The 20,872-nt window shown below is 32.0% G+C and carries 13 protein-coding genes; 12 read left to right on the top strand and 1 reads right to left on the bottom strand.

Going from position 1 to position 20,872, the window contains the following annotated elements:
• Position 1 precedes the first annotated feature (1 nt).
• The gene (locus BLW23_RS11255; protein WP_093669884.1) at positions 2–9,475 is read right to left on the bottom strand and encodes a non-ribosomal peptide synthetase; all 9,474 of its coding nucleotides are present in this window, start codon (positions 9,473–9,475) and stop codon (positions 2–4) included.
• Positions 9,476–10,183: 708 nt separating this feature from the next.
• Here BLW23_RS11255 and BLW23_RS11250 point away from each other — a divergent pair.
• The 12 genes from BLW23_RS11250 (at position 10,184) to BLW23_RS11195 (ending at position 20,665) form a co-directional block, all read left to right on the top strand.
• Complete coding sequence (locus BLW23_RS11250) at positions 10,184–11,083, top strand: DMT family transporter (protein ID WP_093669882.1); 900 nt, start codon at positions 10,184–10,186, stop codon at positions 11,081–11,083.
• Positions 11,084–11,114: 31 nt separating this feature from the next.
• Entirely contained in the window at positions 11,115–11,981 is an 867-nt protein-coding gene (locus tag BLW23_RS11245; protein WP_255362783.1) for a YicC/YloC family endoribonuclease, read from the top strand.
• 3 nt (positions 11,982–11,984) lie between these two features.
• Positions 11,985–12,593 carry a guanylate kinase gene (gmk, locus tag BLW23_RS11240; protein WP_093669878.1) on the top strand — a complete coding sequence of 203 codons (609 nt, stop codon included), beginning with the start codon at positions 11,985–11,987 and terminating at the stop codon, positions 12,591–12,593.
• The gene (gene nadD / locus BLW23_RS11235) at positions 12,593–13,180 is read left to right on the top strand and encodes a nicotinate (nicotinamide) nucleotide adenylyltransferase (protein ID WP_093669876.1); all 588 of its coding nucleotides are present in this window, start codon (positions 12,593–12,595) and stop codon (positions 13,178–13,180) included. Before gmk ends, nadD begins: the two co-directional genes overlap by 1 nt.
• A 200-nt stretch (positions 13,181–13,380) precedes the next feature.
• Positions 13,381–14,229: a hypothetical protein gene (locus BLW23_RS11230; RefSeq protein ID WP_093669874.1), complete on the top strand. Its 849-nt coding sequence runs from the start codon at positions 13,381–13,383 to the stop codon at positions 14,227–14,229.
• Positions 14,230–14,430: 201 nt separating this feature from the next.
• Entirely contained in the window at positions 14,431–14,994 is a 564-nt protein-coding gene (locus BLW23_RS11225; RefSeq protein ID WP_093669872.1) for an RNA polymerase sigma factor, read from the top strand.
• Between the two features lie 6 nt (positions 14,995–15,000).
• Positions 15,001–15,378, top strand: coding sequence for a hypothetical protein (locus BLW23_RS11220; protein WP_093669870.1), 378 nt, complete (start codon positions 15,001–15,003; stop codon positions 15,376–15,378).
• A 165-nt stretch (positions 15,379–15,543) separates the two neighbouring features.
• Positions 15,544–15,987 carry a hypothetical protein gene (locus BLW23_RS11215; RefSeq protein ID WP_143032156.1) on the top strand — a complete coding sequence of 148 codons (444 nt, stop codon included), beginning with the start codon at positions 15,544–15,546 and terminating at the stop codon, positions 15,985–15,987.
• A 218-nt stretch (positions 15,988–16,205) separates the two neighbouring features.
• Positions 16,206–17,081, top strand: a complete 876-nt coding sequence (locus BLW23_RS11210) for a hypothetical protein (protein WP_143032155.1) — start codon at positions 16,206–16,208, stop codon at positions 17,079–17,081.
• 620 nt (positions 17,082–17,701) lie between these two features.
• Positions 17,702–18,568: a M23 family metallopeptidase gene (locus tag BLW23_RS11205; RefSeq protein ID WP_093669864.1), complete on the top strand. Its 867-nt coding sequence runs from the start codon at positions 17,702–17,704 to the stop codon at positions 18,566–18,568.
• On the top strand, positions 18,569–20,065 hold the full coding sequence (locus tag BLW23_RS11200; RefSeq protein ID WP_093669862.1) for a GH3 auxin-responsive promoter family protein: 1,497 nt from the start codon (positions 18,569–18,571) through the stop codon (positions 20,063–20,065).
• 42 nt (positions 20,066–20,107) lie between these two features.
• The gene (locus BLW23_RS11195) at positions 20,108–20,665 is read left to right on the top strand and encodes an MOSC domain-containing protein (protein WP_093669860.1); all 558 of its coding nucleotides are present in this window, start codon (positions 20,108–20,110) and stop codon (positions 20,663–20,665) included.
• The last annotated feature ends 207 nt before the right edge of the window (positions 20,666–20,872 follow it).

Raw genomic sequence — 20,872 nt, 5'->3', positions numbered from 1 at the left:
CTTAAATTTCTATAATTTGGTTAAAATCTTCTTCATCTTCGTCTTCTTTTTCGTTAGTTGTAAATAAATCGATTAGAATACCGAGTCCTTCTATGGTGGCATTTTCAAATATTTCTCGAATAGAAATGTTTACACCTAATTCTAGTTTTATAACAGATACTAATCTGGTAGCAAGTAAGCTATGGCCGCCAAGTTCGAAGAAGTTGTCATCAATACTAAACTTTTCTAGATTTAGTAGTTGTTGCCATATGTTGAAGAGTTTTTTCTCAGTAGCACTCCTTGGGGTTATGAGTTCTTTTTTCTTGGTTAATACAGAGTCTATTTCAGGCAAGGCTTTTTTATCTAGTTTTCCATTAACAGTTAATGGCAGTGCATCAATTTCTACCCAAACCTTAGGAATCATATACTCAGGTAGGTTTTTTTTAAGCTCTTTGATAATTACATTTTTATTAATAGGAGCCGATTCAAAAACAATGTAACCAACTAGGTAATCTTGGTTGTTTTTATCTTTTTTAGCCGAAATGCAACCATTGCGAACCTCCTCAATTTTGAGCAGTGTATTTTCAATTTCTCCAAGCTCAATTCTATATCCTCTAATTTTAACTTGGCCGTCATTTCTTTCTAAGAAGTCCAAAGTTCCGTCTGGTAGCCACCTCACAATATCACCAGTTTTATAGATTCTTTCACCTTGATTAAAAGGATGTTCTATGAACTTTTCGGAAGTTAATTCTGGTTGGTTTAAATAACCACGAGCTAAACCATCTCCTGCAAGACATAATTCGCCATAAACACCAATAGGTTGTAGTTTATTTTCTGAGTTTAAAATATAGGCTTGCGTATTACCAATAGGTTTACCGATGGAAACTACTTCGTTTTTATTACTTTCTGAATCAAATAAAAGCTCAGTTGCCGTAACTGTAGTCTCCGTAGGGCCGTATTCGTTATAAAAATCTTTTTTCTTGGATAGTTTTTTTGCTAATTCAAAAGAACATTTTTCCCCTCCAGAAACAATTCGTCTAATACTTTCGCAATTTTCTATGCCTTCAAGTTGAGAAAGGTAACTAGGTGTGGCATGAATATGAGTTATCTTCTGATTGTTTACAAGCTGAATTACATTATCAGGGTTTAACAAATCGTCTTTCGAAAGAATAACAAGTCTTGCGCCATTAAGCAGTGTCATAAATAACTGTTCTACAGAGGCATCAAAAACATAGTTAGAAAAGAGTAAAATCCTTTCTGAATCTGTGATATTGAATTTTTTTGATTGATAAGAAATAAGGTTTACCACCGATTGGTTTTCAATCATCACACCTTTCGGAAGTCCAGTACTTCCAGAAGTGTAAATTATATAAGAAAGGTCGCTTGAGTTTGACGTTATCATAGGTGTTTCCTTTGATAAGGTTTCAATAGAACTCCAATCTTTATCTAATTTCAAAACGAAAATATCTTCTCGGTTCTCAGCTTCAATAGAACTATGTTGATCACTTATCAGAATTTCAATCGAGGTATCGTTTATAATATGTTCAGTACGTTTTTCTGGATAATCTGAATCAATAGGAACATATGCTGCCCCTGCTTTTAAGATTCCTAGAATACCAATGATTAACTCTGGACTTCTGTCCATGCATAAACCAATAATATCTCCTTTTCTAACTCCTTTCTTTAATAAGAAATGTCCAAGTTGATTCGACTTTTTGTCAAGTTCCTTGTAGGTAAGTTCCCTTTCATTTTGACTTATGGCAATATGATGAGGTGTATTAATGACTTGCTTTGTAAACAAGGTTGCTAACGTTTCATTTTTTGGATACGCATGATTTGTATTCTGGAAATCAATCAGTAGTTTTTGTTCCTCATTAGTATCTAATAAGGAAACCGAATGAATGTTTTGAATTCTATTTTCCACAAATTGCTCTAATAGGATTTTATAGTGTTTTAGAAGTTGATTAACCGTGTCTTTAGTAAAAGTGTTTTTACGATAGGTCATTGATAAATTAATGACTCCATTACTTTCGAGAGCATCGAGCGAAAGATCAAATTTAGCTAACGAACGATCAAAATCATATTTAGATGCGTGGATATTATCGAGTTGAAGCTTCTGGTTGTCATCAAACGTATTTTGAAGAGCAAACATCACTTGAAATAAGGGAGTACTGTTCAGATCTCTATTTGAAGTTATTGTTTTAACGACTCTTTCAAAAGGTGCTATTTGGTGGTCATAAGCCTCTAAAGTGGTTTTTTTAACTGTTCCCAAAGCTTCTTTAAAGGTAGGATTCCCGCTTAAATCACTTCTTAGTGCTAATGTGTTTGTGAAAAATCCTATGATGTTTTCCAGTTCCGATTGTGTACGGTTGGCAATTGGAGTTCCAACACAAATATCCTCTTGATTACTATATCGACTCAATAAAACTTTAAAACCAGTTAAAAGGAACATAAACAAAGTCACATCCTCTTCTTTACATACTTTATTTAAAGCTAATGTGAGTTTTTTGTCGATGATCAATGAAGCAAGACCAGCATCGTTATTCTGTGCTACATTACTTGTAAAATCAACAGGGAGTTTTAATTTAGGTACATCGTTTAATTTTTCTTTCCAATAGTTGAGTTGATCATCAATTATTTTACCTTCTAAATGTTTACGTTGCCAAATTGCATAATCAGAGTATTGAATATCTAAATTAGCTAATGAAGGAGTATCGTTATTACTATAAGAATTATAAATTTCATTCAATTCATTTATAAAGATAGCTTGAGACCATCCATCACTTGCAATATGGTGAATAAGACAGGCTAGAACATACTTTCTTTCATCAGTTTTATAAACATTGACTCTGATTTTATAGTCTTCAGATAAATTAAACGGACTTGTTAAAAAGTTAAATATTTCATTCTTAAGTTCTCTTTGATTAGGGTAATAAGTTTCTTGTAACTTCCAATTTATTTCAGAAATGACTTTTTGATATTCGCTACCGTTCTCACTGATTAATAAAGTTCGAAGTGTTTGATGTCGTTCGATAATTAATTGAAATGATTTTTCAAGTACTTCGGTATCTAAGTCTCCTTCCAAATTAATAACAAATGGCATATGGTATTCTGTAGAACCTTGCAATTGATCCAAAAACCATAGTCGTTCTTGGCTAAATGATAAAGGAATGAATTCTTTATGTTCTCGTGTTATTGTAGGAAGTGCATTTCTATTATTATCATTGTTATTTATAAGTGTTGAAATTTCTGCAATTGTTCTATGTTCGAAAACTTCCTTAATAGTAAGTTCCAGATCTAATTTTGTACGAATTTGAGAAACAAGTCTTGTCGCTAAAAGAGAGTGTCCGCCTAATTCGAAGAAATTATCATGAATTCCAATTTTATCAATTGATAAAAGCTCTTGCCAAATTGAAACCAATTTTGTTTCGAATTCGTTTCTTGCAGCTTTATAAGTCGAAGAAGAAACAAGTACTTCTTCAGGTATTGGAAGCGCTTTTTTGTTCACTTTTCCATTAGAAGTAATTGGCATTGTTTTCAATTCAATCCAAATTGAAGGAATCATATATTCTGGAAGTTTTTTCTTTAACTTCTCTTGAACAGTTTCCTTGGTTAATTCATCATTGAGTACCACATAGGCAACCAAACTATGGATGTTATTTTTATCTTTATGAGTAATTACTGAGTGTTGTACAACACCCTTAATCGAATAAAGAACGTTTTCTATTTCACCGAGTTCAATTCGATAGCCTCTTATTTTAACCTGATCGTCAACTCTTCCAGCAAATTCTAAAGATCCATCAGGCAGCCATCTGGCTAAATCACCTGTTTTGTAGATTCTTTCATTAGAGCTTTTGCTGAAAGGATTTTGTATGAATTTTTTTGCAGTTAGTTCTTCTCTATTAAGATAACCTCTAGTTAATCCTGTACCACCAACACATAGCTCACCGGTAGCACCCATTGGTAAAAGAGAATTATTCTGATTCAAAATATAAACTTGGGTGTTATTGATCGGTTTTCCAATAGAAACAAGAGAGGTTAACTCTTCATTAAAGAGGGAGGTACAGATACTTGTTTCTGTGGGACCATACGCATTAATAAAATTGCAATGTTTTGCTACTCCTTTTGCTAGATCAAGTGAGATGGCTTCACCGGCAGAAACAATGGTCTTAATTCCTGCTAGCTTTTCAATAGATAAAAGTTGCAGAAAAGCAGGTGGTATGGTTGCTATGGTAATACCGTTATCAACAATAAAATTGGTAAAGTAATTAACATCAGATTTTTGTTTGTCGTCAATGATATACAAGGTGCTTTCTGATAGTAAAGATGTAAGAATTTCACTAATTGAAGCGTCAAATGATGGGCTAGCAAACTGTAAGCATTTAGAGTTTTTATGAATAAAGAAACCATCGATTTGAGCAAAAATGGTATTCATAATCGCTTTGTGCTCAATCAATACTCCTTTAGGTTTTCCTGTACTCCCTGATGTATATATGATATATACCAAGTTATTAGAAGTTATAGGTCGCTGAGGTAAATCATTTGAGATGTTAGAACATTCCTTTTGAAACTTTTCAATAAAGCTTTGGTCTATTATAGTATTAGAATTACTGTCTTCAATAATATAATGTTTTCGTTCTAATGGGAATTTTGGATCTATAGGAACATAGGTTCCCCCGGCTTTAAGTATTCCTAAGAAAGCAACAATTAACCAAGGAGACCTCTCCAGAATAACAGCTACGGATTCTTCTATCTTTAGGTTGCCATTTGAAAGTAAATAATTAGCAAATTGATTCGATTTTTCATCAAGTTCTTGATAGGTGAATGTAGAATCATTATGAGCGATGGCAGTTAAATGAGGAGCTTTATTTACTTGCTCTATAAAAAGATCGATGATAGTTTTATGATCAGGGTAACTAGTGTTTGTATCATTAAAATTATGTACTAAAAGCTGTTGTTCGTGATTTGGTAAAATGTTGATTTCAGAAATGCTTTTTTGTTCTTTATTTAAATCAGTTAAAAGTTGGTTTAGAACAATTTCCATATAGTTAAGCAGCCTCTCTGGAGCGATGCTTTGATCTAGTTGAGCATTCAATTTAAAAGTATCACCATAGTCATCAACATTTAGCGAAAATGGATAGTTACTGCGTTCAACTGCATCAACAATAGTTACTTCCGTATGGCCTAGAGTAATTGTTTTGTTAACAGATAAGTCTGCAGAAGAATGTCTGAAGTTTAATACAGCACTCAAAAGTGGAGTGTTATTTGGAATAGAAGTCCAGTTGTGAATTTCAGAAATAGCCGTTTGTTCGTAAGGAATTAAACTATTTAAATGGCTATGCACTTGCTCTAAGTATTCTTTTACATTTCCTTTTAGTGGAATTAATACTGGCAACGTGTTTATAAATAAACCTAAAGATTCTGATACTTCTGAAGTGGTTTGAAGCCTTCCAGAAAATAAAGATCCAAACAAAGCATAATCAGTATTGCTACATTGTCCAACAATAAGACCAAAAGCTGCATGGAAAAAAGAGGCAGGACTAATTCCTAAGTTCTTACATTTTGTTTTTATTTCAGAACTGAATTCCTTAGATAATTCTAAATCCCCTTCCTTAATTCTACTTGCTGAAGTAGAAGTGTTTGATAGATTAAACGGATAACTTGGTTCTGATATTTCTGAGAATAATTCACTAAAGAATGTTTCGGCGTTATTGTTTTCTCTTAGATGTCTAACTTGACCAATGAACTCTCTGTAAAGTTTTGGAGAATCAAGTTTTTCTTGTTTATCGGATAATATAATATCAATTTCTTGAATTAATTTGCTTAGTCCCACATGATCTGAGATCAAATGATGTTCGTTAAAAATTAAATAGAATTTATTATTATCATCTGCATATTGAAGGTTGATGAGTGAGCCTTTAGAAATATCCATCCATTGGTTTCCAGGTTCAATAATTGATTTTAGTTGAGAAAGAGTCTCTTTAGAATCATCCAACGTCAATGTTGTTATTGGTAAGGATACTTCTTTTTGTACTATTTGTACGGGTTGAGAAATACCTTTACTAATGAAGCATGTTCTTAATACATCATGTCTTTCGATTACCTTTTGAAGAGCGCTTGTGAACTTTTGACGATCACCTTCTGAATCAAAACCAAATAAGCAAGAGAAAATATAAGGATCTCCTTCTTTTTCAGAGCTTAATAAATGATGGTAATGAATTCCTTCTTGTAATGGAGATAATGAATAGATGTCTTGAATATTTTCAACTCCATTAGGAATCGTATCAGTAATAATATCAATATCTTTTTGATTTAATTCCGCTAAAGGAATCATTTCTGGAGTAATCTTTTTGCTCTCGTTGGTAATTTGGTTTGATGAAGCTTGAAACTGATGGGTTATTTTTTGAAGCCTTTGGCAAATCCTTTCTATGGTTGGGAAATCGAAAATTTCATTAACAGCGATGCTATAGCCTTTTGCTCGTAACTTAGAAATAAGTTGAATAACTAAAATACTATGGCCTCCTAGTTTAAAGAAGTTATCCCTAATTCCAATTTTTGATATTCCTAAAAGTTCTTGCCAAATGGTAGCTAACTCAATTTCTAAAGGAGTATTTGGAGCTACATAGTTGTCTTCTGGAATTTTATTTATTTTGGGCTGAGGTAATGCCTTTTTATCCAGTTTTCCATTAGGAGTTAAAGGAATTGTATCCAACTCAACCCAAATGGCAGGAATCATATATTCTGGTAGGGACTCTTTTAAATCATTTTTTACGCTTTCAATCGAGGTAGATGCTTCTAGTACAAGATAACCTACTAGCGTATCGTTTTTTTGATTGTCTTTTTGAGCGAGTACGGCACAGTTTTTAACCTGTTGTAATTTAAATAAAGAACTCTCAATTTCTCCTAACTCAATTCGGTGTCCCCTAATTTTTACCTGATCATCCATTCGACTTATGAACTCAATAGTTCCATCAGGAAGCCAACTAGCGATGTCTCCGGTTTTATAAATGGGTGTATCTTTTTTCAGTGGGTGCTGGGTGAATTTCTGCTTGGTAAGTTCTTCATTATTCAAGTATCCTGATGAGAGCCCGATTCCAGAAATGCATAGTTCACCAGGAACACCAATTGGACAAACTTCATTTTTACTATTTAAAATATAGACTTCCATATGCGCAATCGGACGTCCAATTGGAAGCACAGGTGCCTTATCTAATTTTGGATCAAATTTGTGTTCGGTAACCGATATCGTTGCTTCTGTAGGTCCATATTTGTTATAGAAATCTATATTGGCTGGTATTCTCTTTGCTAGGCTTAAGGAACAAACTTCTCCACCAGAAATAACTCTTTTCAGTTCAAGGCATTCGTCCAAGTTATTTAATTGTTGTAAGTAACTTGGAGTAGCATGAAGATGAGTTACATTTTTGTCTTTTATAAGTATATGCAACTTCTCTGTATCAAGAATATCATTTTTTGATGGCAATACAAGGGTTGCGCCATTCGTTAGAGCTAAGAAAAACTGCTCAATAGAAGCATCAAAAATAAAGTTCGAGAATTGAAGAACATGTTCATTTGAGCTGAAATTAAAAAGTTGTGATTGATATTGTATATAATTACTAAGCGAGTTATGCTGTACCATAACCCCTTTTGGAGTTCCTGTAGTACCTGAGGTATAAATTACATAAGCTAAACTATCAGTGTTTTCAATTCTTTCAATATTGGTTCTTGAAAAAGTAGAAATTTCGTTCCAATCTTTTTTTAAATTGACTGTTAGTAGCTCTTCTTTTTTGAGAAAAGTATCAGAAGTGTGAAGTAAAATATCAATTTGAGTATTCTCAATAATAAAATCGATTCTCTGTTTTGGGTAGTCAGGCGATATAGGAACATAAGCAGCGTTGGCTTTTAAAATTCCTAAAACACCAATTAGCATTTCAAAGGTTTTCTCAGAGAGCAGCCCAATAATATCATTTGATTGAACTCCTTTGTACTTGAGGAAATTAGCAAGTTGATTTGCTCGATTGTTTAGCTCTTCATAAGTAAGTTGTCTATCATTATGAATTAGAGCAATATTATCAGGTGTTGCAAATGCTTGTTCTTCAAAGAAATCCAGGATAGTTTTGTTTGTGGGAAGCTCATATGTTGAATCATTAAACTTATGAAGTAATTGCTGTAACTCATTTTCAGGAATAACAGAAATGTTCTTTACAGGTGCATCAAGAGAAATATTAAACTGTCGAATAATATATAAAAAACGTTCAGCTATCAGTTCTATTTCCTGTTGCTCGAAATATTCCTTTTTATAGTCGATATTTAATATTAAAGGAACTTCCGAACCGTAGTCCGACCATCTGAATGAAATCGGGCTCGAGACTTCTTCGGTACACGTTACATTTTTAGAAAATGACTTTAAACTATCATTGATAGTTCTTGAGAGTTTGAAAAACTCGTAGTTTACGGTAATATCAAAAAGTTGTAGTTTGTCTTCAGATAAAAGGTTTAGTGACCTGTTTATATGAGATGTTGGATATAATCTATGACGATAATCCTTTCTTTGCTCTTGTTTTATGTTGGTCAAAAGCTCAGCTAAAGTTTGCCTGTCATCATAGTGACCTTTGTAAGGAAGAATGCTAGAAAACATACCAAGAGTTTTTCTTTCTACTCTACTACCGCGGTTATGCGTAGGCACACCAATGGTAAAGTCTTTTTGATTAAGAGTTTTTCCAAAATATATTGAAAGTGCGGCAATGCTAAATTGCGCTAAATTGGCAGATGTTTTTGCAGTAAGTGCATTAATGATGTTCCTATCTGAATCGGAAATTGAGATGGAGTACCTTCCTGCATTTAGAGTTCGATTCTCGAATTTTTTTTGAAATACTGATTTGGGAATAGTGGTAAATTTTTCCTTCCAATATTCGGCATCTCTCTCGTATTGCTTAGAGTTAAGATATTCGTTGTTTTTTTGCGCTATGTCAAAATATTTTGGAAATTCAGTGTTTTCGGAAGGCTTATTATTTACTAGTAATTCGTATTCATCAATAACATAGTTGACTTTGATAGAACAACCGTAGCCATCAGTAATTAAGTGATGATAGCGCATGAACCACCAAAATTCGTCCTCACTAATTTTTATAAGGACGTTTTGAAATAGTTTATTTCCATATATGTCAAAAGGTTTGTTGAACTCTGATTGCATCCATTCTTTAGCGGAATCTTGAGGTGTTAATTCATTAGAAAAATCAAATTCTTCAAGATCAATTTTAGTAATAGATTGTTTAGGGGAAAAATTAGGAATACTATTTGAAAAATCGAATTCTAGATTGAAAATGTCAAATACTGACGGTACTTTTTGTAAAGCAGATTTAAAATAGTTTGTCTTGAAATCGCCTTTAAAAATTACATAACCTCCGATATTGTATAAAGAACTATCTGGGTTTAATAATTGTGAATAAAATACATCTTGCTGTGCTAGATGCAGGTTGATTTTTGGTTGAATTTCCATTATTAATAGAGTAATAATAAAAGGTATAGGCTTTCAGGAGGATGTAAAAACTTCCTCTTAAAAGTTCATATAACAGAACAGGAGCCCTATACCTTAGGTTTAAGGTAAAAGATTAAAGTATGTTGAATGAAATAGTAGTAACCTGAATTAAGTCAGATTGCTTATTATTTAGCTTGAATTGCAGATTTTACGAGTGAGTTTTTCCTGCGTTTGGAGTTTGTTGGTAACTAATAATCCTATATATCCCCCTCCTTGGATTAGGCTCATTGTTATTTTCCCTTGCATTTTAGTTAAGTTTGGTTAACATGTTTAAGAGTAATTAAAAAAACAAGAAAAAGAAAATAAAATTATTCTCTTTTAGATCATTCATTTTTTCAAAAAACTCTTATTTGGTTTGGTTGATTTGTTTTCTTATTTACAATCTGTTTTTGCCATTTAAATAGCTTAAAAATTGATTGCTTAGCAAATTTACAAATCTTTAAAATATAAAAAGACAGAATGCAAATTAAGGATTCGTTAAGCCCAAGTTAATGGGTTGTTTTACAGTTTTTAACCTTTTTTAACTCTCGCTTATTTAACTAATTTTTAACTGAACTTTATGACAGTTGGGCTTAAGTTTCAAACGAATAATTGAAATCTTTTTTTATGAGAATTTGAAAAGTGATGATTAATATTTCCTCATCTTTGCAACCTTAATTAAAGTAAATAATGAATTCAAGAATATTAGCATTAATTGCGACATCAATCGCTACTATTATTTATGGAATTACATTCACTGTAGCAAAAGAAGTAATGCCTACTTATATTAAACCTTATGGGTTTATACTTTTAAGAGTGGGTGGAGCCGTTACCGTTTTTTGGATACTTGGTCTTTTTATTAAAAAAGAATCAATCGAAAAAAAGGATTTTAAACGAATTATAATGGCTTCTTTCTTCGGAATTGCTTTAAATATGTTAACCTTTTTTAAAGGATTAAGTTATACTACGCCAATTAGTGCTTCTGTAATGATGGTAACTACGCCAATACTTGTTATGATTTTTGCGAGTATAATTCTAAAAGAAAAGTTATTTCTCAGGAAAATTGCTGGAGTAGTAATAGGTTTGGTCGGGGCGATAATATTAATTCTTTATGGAAATTCAGGGGGAGGAGATGCTAGAAATATTATGATAGGCAATCTTCTTGTGTTTGTAAACGCTGCTTCCTATGGAATGTATTTAGTAATTGTACGAGATGTTATTCAGAAATATAATCCTATTGTTTTTGTAAAATGGCTATACCTCTTTGGGTTTCTTATGGTTTTACCTTTCGGATGGGAAGAGTTATCTGAAGTATCATGGCAAATAGTGCCTACAAACATATATTTGAAAATTGGTTTTGTTGTAATATTCACAACTTGTATAACATATTTATTCAACTTATTTGCTTTGTCAAGATTAAAACCAACAACAGTTAGCGTGTTTATTTATATGCAACCAGTTATCGCAACTATATACGCCCTATTTGTAGGGAGTGATGTGTTAAATGTCATTAAAATTTTGGCAACAGCACTTATATTCATAGGAGTATATTTAGTTACCAAGCGGGCGAAGGTAACAACTGATAAATAAGTGTATCTTTGCACCCAATAAAATTGAAATTATGATCCATTCAATGACTGGGTATGGTAAATCTATTTTACAATTACCTACAAAAAAAGTGACAATAGAAATAAAATCACTGAATAGTAAGACATTAGACTTAAACGCGCGTATGCCTTCTTACTATAAAGAGAAAGAACTTAAAGTAAGAAAAGGTTTAGCAAGTAGTTTAGTAAGAGGGAAAATAGATTTTTCAATTTTTGTGGAAATAACAGCTGACGAAACTTCAACCAAAGTAAATAAAGGAGTTGTTAATGAGTACATGGATCAGTTAAGGAATATTGTTCAGTCCGGAACAAGTGATGATCTTGAATTACTTCATATGGCAATAAAAATGCCAGATGCTTTAAAAACAGAAAGAGAGGAATTAGATGAAAATGAGTGGAAGCAAATTGAAGCTGGTATTGATAGTGCTGTAAAGGAAATTGTTCAATATAGAATAGATGAAGCAAAGTCTTTAGAAGAAGATTTTAAGCAAAGAATAGCAAATATCAAACAAGGTTTAGTTGAAGTAGAGAAGCTTGACACCGAGAGAATTGAGTATGTAAAAGCTCGTTTGAAAAAAGCGTTGTCTGAACTTCAAGCAGAAGTAGATGAAAATAGGTTTGAGCAAGAACTTATTTATTATTTAGAGAAGTTAGATATTAATGAGGAAAAAGTTCGTTTAGCGAATCACTTGGATTACTTCCTAGAGCAATTAGCAACACCAGATTCTAATGGTAAAAAATTAGGATTTATTGTTCAGGAAATAGGAAGAGAGGTGAATACAACAGGATCAAAAGCAAATTATGCACCAGTTCAGAAAGTTGTGATACAAATGAAAGACGAATTAGAAAAAATAAAAGAACAAATTTTAAATATATTATAAAGAATGACGAAAGATTTTCAGGGTAAATTATTTGTATTTTCAGCCCCTTCTGGTTCGGGGAAAACTACAATTGTTCGTCATCTATTGGCTCAAGAACGGTTTAATCTTGAATTTTCAATTTCAGCAACTTCAAGAGAGCCGAGAAGTAATGAAGAAGATGGAGAAGATTATTATTTTATTTCTACAAAAGAGTTTAAGAATAAGATAAAAAATGAAGAGTTTTTAGAGTGGGAAGAAGTTTATATAGATAATTTTTACGGAACTCTAAAAACCGAGGTTGAACGAATTTGGGCTCAAGGAAAGCATGTTATTTTTGATATTGATGTAGTTGGCGGATTGAGAGTTAAAGAGAAGTTTCCTGAACAAACACTAGCGGTATTTGTAAAACCTCCAGATATTAACGAGTTAATTAGAAGGTTAAAGAAAAGAGGAGAGGAAAGTAAAGAGAAAATAGCTGCTAGAGTCGCGAAAGCTCCGATTGAATTTAGTAAAGCTCCAGAATTTGATAAAATTATCAAGAACTACGATTTAGAAGTGGCTCTTCAAGATGCTGAAGATTTAGTGGATGAATTCTTGGGGTTAAAGTCAGTTAAAAAAGAAGAAAGTAAATAATGAACAAGAAAATTGGGTTATATTTTGGAACCTTTAATCCTATTCATGTGGGACATTTGATTATAGCGAATCATATGGTTGAAAATTCTGACTTGGATGAAATATGGATGATGGTAACACCTCACAATCCTTTTAAGAAGAAGAGTTCCTTGCTTGACAATCACCATCGATTAGAAATGGTGTACTTGGCAACTCAAGAATACGATAAAATTAAGCCATCAGATTTTGAATTTAAACTGCCTCAACCTAATTATACAATTAATACACTTACACAACTTTCCGAAAAGTATCCAGATAAGACGTTTAACTTGATCATGGGAGAGGATAATCTAAAAAGTTTTCATAAATGGAAAAATTATGAGGCTATTTTAGATGATTACCATGTGTATGTATATCCAAGAATTTCAGAAGGTGTTATCGAAACACAATTTGATAATCATCAAAAAATTCATCCAGTAAAAGCTCCTATTGTAGAGATATCATCTACCATGATAAGAAATGGAGTTAAAGAGGGGAAGTCTGTAAGGCCAATGCTTTCGAATGCCGTTTGGAAGTATGTCGATGACATGAGTTTTTATAGGAAATAAGAAATATTCTTAATTAAAAAACAAAGAGAGGCTTTCTAAATGAAAAGCCTCTCTTTGTTTTTATTAATCCTATTAAGTAGTTTTAAATATTGAACATATAGTTGGCTTTATTAAAACATTTTTCAAAAAAATAAACTTTTTTAAAACTTTTTTAGAACTCTTAGGTCAAAGGACTGATTAACTTTTAAAAAATAGAAATTATGACTGTAAGATTTGTAAAAAGAAATGTATACTTCCTTTCGTTTTTAGGTTTTTTAACATTGGCTTCTTGTGGGTCGAATGATTCAGAATTAGTGCTAGACGACCCTTTAACAACGGAAGAAGTTCAAAATGTGGTTTTGGCAGATGATTATTCTTCAGATGTAGAAGACGTAATTGAAGATGATGCTGTGGTAACAGAAGTAGCTGGAAGAGGACATACACCTCCAAGTAATCATCCAGATTGTTTAATAAGAACTGTTGAAGAAACTGCAAACGGGAAAATTGTAACCTTAGATTTTGGAGACGGATGTGAAGGAAGAAGAGGGCGAGTTTTTGCAGGAAAAATTATTATTGAATACACGCGTGTAGATGGAACTTTCTCAAAACTGATTGAATTTGAGGGTTTTTCTGTGAACGATAACGGAATTGAAGGATCTGTGTCTGTTTCAAAAATGACAGAGAATCCAAATGGTAACCCTGAAAGATCGTATGCAGTTGATATTACCGTGAATTTATCTACAGGGGAAACTATTACCAAAAAAGGAGAAAAAGTGAAAGAAATGATTGAAGGTAGTGATACGGATGATAGAGGAGATGATGTATTCTTAATGTCAGGGTATTGGGAATCGGTGAATAGAGATGGAGAGCTTTTTAAAGCAACAATTACAACTCCGTTAAGAAGAGAATATGCCTGTAAGTATATTGTAAGTGGTATTGTAGAAATAACAAAAGGAGGAAATGATTATACCTTAGATTTTGGAGATGGATCGTGTGATAATATTGCTACAATTACAGATGCCGATGGAAACACAAGAGAAATAACCTTGAGACATAGACGAAGAAGATAAGTAGTTTTGGTGACTAACCCGCATTATTGAATAGAGTTTTTGAAGGTGGTTTAATGCGGGTTTAATTTAATCACAAATCGTATTACATTAATTATTGAATTAAAGTTGTAAATTAAGAGGGTTGTTGATAGTGTTGATTGTTAGTTGTTTGTGATAATTATTGGCAATGTATGAATGTTTAATCCCCTATAAGTAACCAGTATGAATGAAGCTGTTTTTATACAACAATTAACAAGTAAAAAACATAGAGAAAAAGCTTTTACAAAGTTATTAGATTTATATCAAGAACGTTTGTATTGGCATATTCGAAAAATAGTAGGAACTCATGAAAATGCAGATGATGTATTACAGAATACTTTTATAAGAGTGTATAAAAGTTTAAGTAATTTTAAACAAGAGAGTTCATTACATACTTGGATGTACAGAATTGCATATAATGAATCCATAAGATTCTTGGAAAAAGAAAAAAAGAAAAGCTTTTCATCATTGCAAGATGTGAATGATCATTTTTTAAATAGTTTAAAAGGAGATGAATATTTTGATGGAGATGAAGCTCAAATGCGTTTGCAAGAAGTATTGCAGCAATTGCCTGAAAAACAGAAGAGAGTTTTTCAAATGAAATATTACGATAGCCTAAAGTTTAGGGAGATCGCTGAGTTATTAAAAATGAGTGAAAATACGGTTAAAACTCATTATTACAGTGTAGTGAAATATATTGAAAAGAATATAACAGTAGTTGCGTATATAGAAAAAATTAAAGCATAGTTTGTTATGAACGAACAAAACAATAACTTTATACATCGAAAAACATTTGATGTGAGTTCAGAAAAAAAACATAAAGAAGATTTAGGGTTGGAGATTCCTAAAGATTATTTTGCTAAATCAAAAAAATCTATTTTGGATCAAACGGTTAATGAATCCAAAGGGAAAGTTATTAATTTATCCAGGCGAGTATATCTTTGGTCTTCAGTTGCAGTAATTGCATTACTTTTGGGTTTCACTTTTTTTAACCCTTTTAAAGGTGATATCTTAACCCCAGAAAGAGATATTTTAATAGCAACTGTTATGGTTGATGATGATGAAGTGGATGATTTGTTAGATGAATTTGTAAATGACGAATTACTAACTGAAGAGGTGTTTACAGAATAAATAGACTGTCATCTAAGTACATGGGGCCGATTAGAGAGTTTTAAGCAGCAAATAAATACTAAGGTAGTATTCAGCGATTAAAACTTTTTTGAAAAAGAAAGGTCAAATAGGTATGATGTTTGTTTTAAATGTCATAACAAACGAATAAAAAGAATAGAGATACAGATGAAACGAATAAAAGGTTTATGGATATTTATACTAGCACTTTTCATAAGTGTGTTTAATGTATACTCTCAAGATAATATTGAAGGATTAAACCTTTCTGAAAAGCAACAACAGTTACTTCAAACTCAGAAAGAGTTGATAAAAAATAATAGAGAAGCATTTAAAGCCTCGCTCACTTCTGAACAACGTACTATTTTAAAGAATAAAACTCTTTCTAAAGCGGAAAGGCAAACGGCTTTGAAAAGAACATTGTCCAGCTCACAAAAAAATATAATTACAAGAAATACAGCTATTGTTAAAAAAGCAAAAACTAAATTTAGAGCTACGTTAACGCCAAAACAAAAAGAGCTAATTCGTAAACGACAATCTAAAAATAGAGGTGGAGCTAAAAAGAATGTAAGGCGAAATGTTCGGCGAGCAAAAAATAAAAGAGTTAGAAATTAGAGAGACTCAAGATTAGTTCATTAAATCAAGTGAGTTTATAATATAAAACGTGGTTACTTCGGTAGCCACGTTTTATTTGTAAATGGGATTAGCTTTTTTTTTTAGGTAATAGAAAAAGTTTAAACGAGTTCAATATTTAAAATAAAATCGAACAAACTAGTAAACGTTTTTATTTTATTCTTAAATTTCGAAATAGAATTAAAAAGCTTATGCCTCATATGAGATCAAAATACCTTTTGTGTTTACTGTTAATACTTGTATCTTACTCATATGCTCAAGAATTAGACGATAATTTTACCGAAGATGAAAATGAAATCATTGATAGTTTATTAAACGAAGATGGTTTAGATGATCTCCTTGAATTAGCTAGATTAAAATCCGATTTCATCGCTATTTCCTTTGACTATAATAACGATACTTATTTTTCTGGAAGAGATATTGGAATAGATCAGTTTAATAGTACCCCTCAAATTACTTATTTAAATTCTAGTGGTTTTTTCGCGAATATATCCAGTATGTATTACGAGAAATTTCAGCCAAAATGGGATTTCGTGTCTGTTACGGTTGGGTATGGAGATAGATTTGGAAAGAACAATCAGTTTAGATGGTTTGCTTTTTATGATCGATATTTTTACAGTGATCCAGATAGTAACCCATTTAAAAATGCAGTGAACACAGGAATAGAGATTGAAAATAAAAGTAGAACTTTAGGTACCGATATAACAATGTCTTATTTATTTGGAAGCGAAGGGTCTATTCAATTTGTGTCAACTAGCTATGGCGAAATTAAATTATTGGAAAAAGGAAACAATCAATTTAAGTTAAGACCTGAACTAAGAATAACTGTTGGTCAGCAAACTATTCAATTAGCGAGAACTTTTACTTTTAGAGATAGAGAGATTACTGTTTATGAAGAAAATAATGATTTCGGATTGGTGAATACACAACTATATATACCTTTTCAATATTCTTTAAACAATTTCGATTTAGAATTCGGGTATGTGTTTAACATTCCTTCGGCATTAGAAGGAGAATCAAACTTATCAAGCAACAGTAATTTTGCTGTATCTATTTCTTACTTATTTGGTTTATAATTTTAGCTAAGAATTATTTTTGAAAGGTAAATTTTGTTGATATTTAAAGGATTACTAAAAGCATCCTGTTATAAGCGGGCAAGCCAAGAATAACACCGCAAGAGCCGTTAAAATTAAAATCTGTTTGAGCGATAGCGAGTTATTTTAATTTAGGTTCGAGGATGATTAGTTTTGAGTGAAGGCTGATTAAGACTAGATTTTTTGTTTCTTTTTCATCAATGGAAAAAGAAAAGTATCCCAGAAAAAGATAATTCTGTATGAAATTTAAACTTAAAATTGAAGATGACAGTTTTTGCCTGAATCTTTTGGTAACGTCATGGAAATTGAATTTGCACTTCAATAATCTAACATAAAAATGATGTAAAAACAATGTCTTCAATTCTTATGAGATTTTTAGTAGGTCATCAAATAAAGCACTTAGTAAAAGTGTCCACTATACGTCAATTTTATCTTAAATATAAAAACTTCGAATACTTCATTGTATATTTGAACCTAATACCAGTTGGTGTTTTGAAATAGAAAGGAAAAAAGAACGTTTTATTTCGGTAATTTCAAATGGTATAAATTCTATATTATGTTTCTAACGCATAATTCGGGTTAAACCTATAAACAAACAGACTGTGGCCAAAAAAGATAAAAATCGAAAGTTCAAACAAAAACTAACCGATAAATACCGCTTGGTAATTTTAAATGAAGATACTTTTCAAGAACGATTTTCTTTAAAACTGTCGAGATTAAATGTATTTGTTTTGGGAGGACTTTTCTCTATTCTCTTAGTGATGCTAACAACGTTGTTAATTGCATTTACCTCATTACGAGAATATATACCAGGATATTCGTCTACTTCTTTAAAAAAGAAAGCAACACGATTAACCTACGAAGCAGATTCTTTGAAAAATAGGTTAAGTGTTTTGGAAATTTATACGAAAGCTTTGAAACCTGTTTTAACAGGAGAAATAGAGCCCGAAAAAATTGATTCCATTGTTAATATTAAAGATGGAGGGGTGTTTTTCGATGAGTCCAAATTGCAAGCGACTAAAAGAGATTCTCTTTTTAGAGAACAGGTTGAAAGTAAAGATAGATTTCCGTTGTCAGAAGCTGATGCAAATAGAGCTAAAAATGTGTTCTTTTCACCACTCACAGGAATTACTTCTCAAGGCTATGATGTTAATAGTAGGCATTATGCTGTTGATATTGTAGCGAAAACAGGAAGCCCTGTGAAAGCAATTGCTGATGGAACGGTTGTTTTAGCGGAATGGACTACAGAAACAGGATATGTTATTATGATTCAACATTCAAATCAGTTCTTATCAGTGTATAAACACAATGGAACTTTACTAAAGCAGCAAGGAGAATTTGTAAAGTCAGGAGAGGTAATTGCCAATGTCGGATCAACAGGAGAGTTAACCACTGGGCCTCACTTACACTTTGAATTATGGAATGATGGATACCCGGTAAATCCAACTAATTATATAGCTTTTCAATAAATGAGTATCAAGTCGAAACTAGCAATTCCATTTGCAAAGCAAGTAAGAAAACAAGTCTATAAATGGGCAAATAAACCTCATAAGACCCAAAAAAACGTATTTGAGTATTTAGTATCTGAAGGATGTAAAACTGCCTTCGGAAAAGATCATGACTTTATATCGATAAATAATTATGAAGACTTTAAAAAACGTGTTCCAATTAGCGATTATGAAGGGTTGAGAACTTATGTTGATCGAGTGGTTAAAGGAGAAGAAGACGTGTTGTGGAAAGGGCGCCCTTTGTACTTTGCCAAAACCTCAGGAACTACCTCAGGAGCGAAGTATATTCCAATTACAAAAGAATCAATGCCTACGCATATTAAAGCCGCACGAAATGCCTTGTTGTTTTATATTGCAGAAACAAAAAATGCAAGCTTCGTTAATGGTAAAATGATTTTCCTTCAAGGAAGTCCAGTATTAGAAGATAAAAATGGAGTGAAATTAGGGCGTTTAAGTGGAATTGCAGCGCATTACGTTCCGAACTACTTATTAAAAAATAGATTACCAAGTTGGGAAACGAATTGTATTGAAGATTGGGATACAAAGGTAGATAAAATAGTGGAAGAAACTCTTCCAGAAAACATGACGGTCATTAGTGGAATCCCATCTTGGGTTCAAGTCTATTTTGAAAAGCTTATAGAAAAAACAGGGAAATCGATTTCTGAAATATTTCCAAATTTTAACTTCTTCGTTTATGGAGGTGTTAACTTTGAACCTTATAAAAACAAATTTGAAGCCTTAATTGGAAAGAAAATTGATTATGTCGAACTATACCCAGCTTCTGAAGGTTTTATAGCCTATCAAGATTCTCAAACTGAAAAAGGGATGTTATTGCAGTTAAACTCAGGTATATTTTATGAGTTTATTCCTGCATCGGAATATTACAATGAAAATCCAACGAGAATATCGTTAAAAGATGTTAAGGTAGGTGTAAACTATGTAATTATTTTAAATACATCTGCTGGTTTATGGGGATATAATATTGGGGATACAATTGAATTTACTTCCTTAAAACCATATAGAATAAAAGTAACGGGTAGAATAAAACATTTTATTTCAGCTTTTGGAGAACATGTTATTGGGAAAGAAGTAGAAAAGGCCTTGAACGATGCAATTAAAGGAACCGATATAAATGTAAGTGAGTTTACCGTAGCTCCACAGGTAAATCCTGAAACTGGATTACCTTTTCATGAATGGTTTATAGAGTTTGAAACCGAACCTGAAAATCTTGAAGAGATGGCGTCAAAAATAGACGCTTCCATGCAAGAGCAAAATATTTACTACCGCGATTTAATTGATGGTAAAATATTGAAAACCTTGGTGATTAAAAAGGTGAAGAAAGGAGGTTTTCATGAGTATATGAAATCTATAGGAAAGTTTGGAGGACAGAATAAAATACCACAATTATCTGATAATCGAAATATAGCGGATGTTTTAGGAAGTTATTTAAAAGAATAATCAGGAGTGGAATATAAACTAATTACCCAAAAAATATAATAAATGAAAATCATTGCAACAAACATCGGAGAACGAAAAGAAATTGACTGGAAAGGGAAAATGGTAACAACGGGTATTTTTAAATATCCAGTAGAGAAACCTGTTTTTTTGGACCAAGAAGAAGTAAAAGGCGATGCAATTTGCAATAGAGAAGATCATGGGGGTATTGATCAAGCGGTTTATGGATATTCATTAAAGCACTATGATTATTGGAAAGAATTGTATCCAAATTCAGATTGGGACTTAGGAATGTTTGGTGAGAATCTAACTATTGATAACTTAGATGAATCCAAGATTCATGTAGGAGATACTTTTAAAGTAGGAGAGGTAGTTTTGGAGGTTACAAAACCGAGACAACCTTGTATGAAACTAGGAGTACGATTTAACAATATGAAAATTGTAAAACAGTTTTGGAAACAAGATTTTCCAGGTATTTATTTTAAAGTTGTACAAACAGGAGAGGTGAAAGCAGGAGATGAATTGGAACAGATAAAAGAATGTTCTGAGAATCCAACGATCGCTGAGGTATACCAAAATAAAAGAAGCGAAAAAGGAATGTAAGGAATTATTTTATTTCTTATAATTTGTTACTGCTTAAATTTCTAGGAAATTCTTAACAATAAAATCTTGGTTAAGAAAACAAATTCTTTTACTCATATCATTCAGAGAAAATAAAAACAGATGAGGTTTTAATGTGTTGTTTTTTAGTGTTTTAGGTACTCGTCTATAGATAATTGCATTTCATCATTTTTTCATCGAAAAAATATA

The organism is Tenacibaculum sp. MAR_2009_124 (assembly GCF_900105455.1).
Taxonomy (GTDB): domain Bacteria; phylum Bacteroidota; class Bacteroidia; order Flavobacteriales; family Flavobacteriaceae; genus Polaribacter.
The sequence above is the reverse complement of the archived record's forward strand: the minus strand, read 5'-3'. Positions and strand labels throughout refer to the sequence as shown.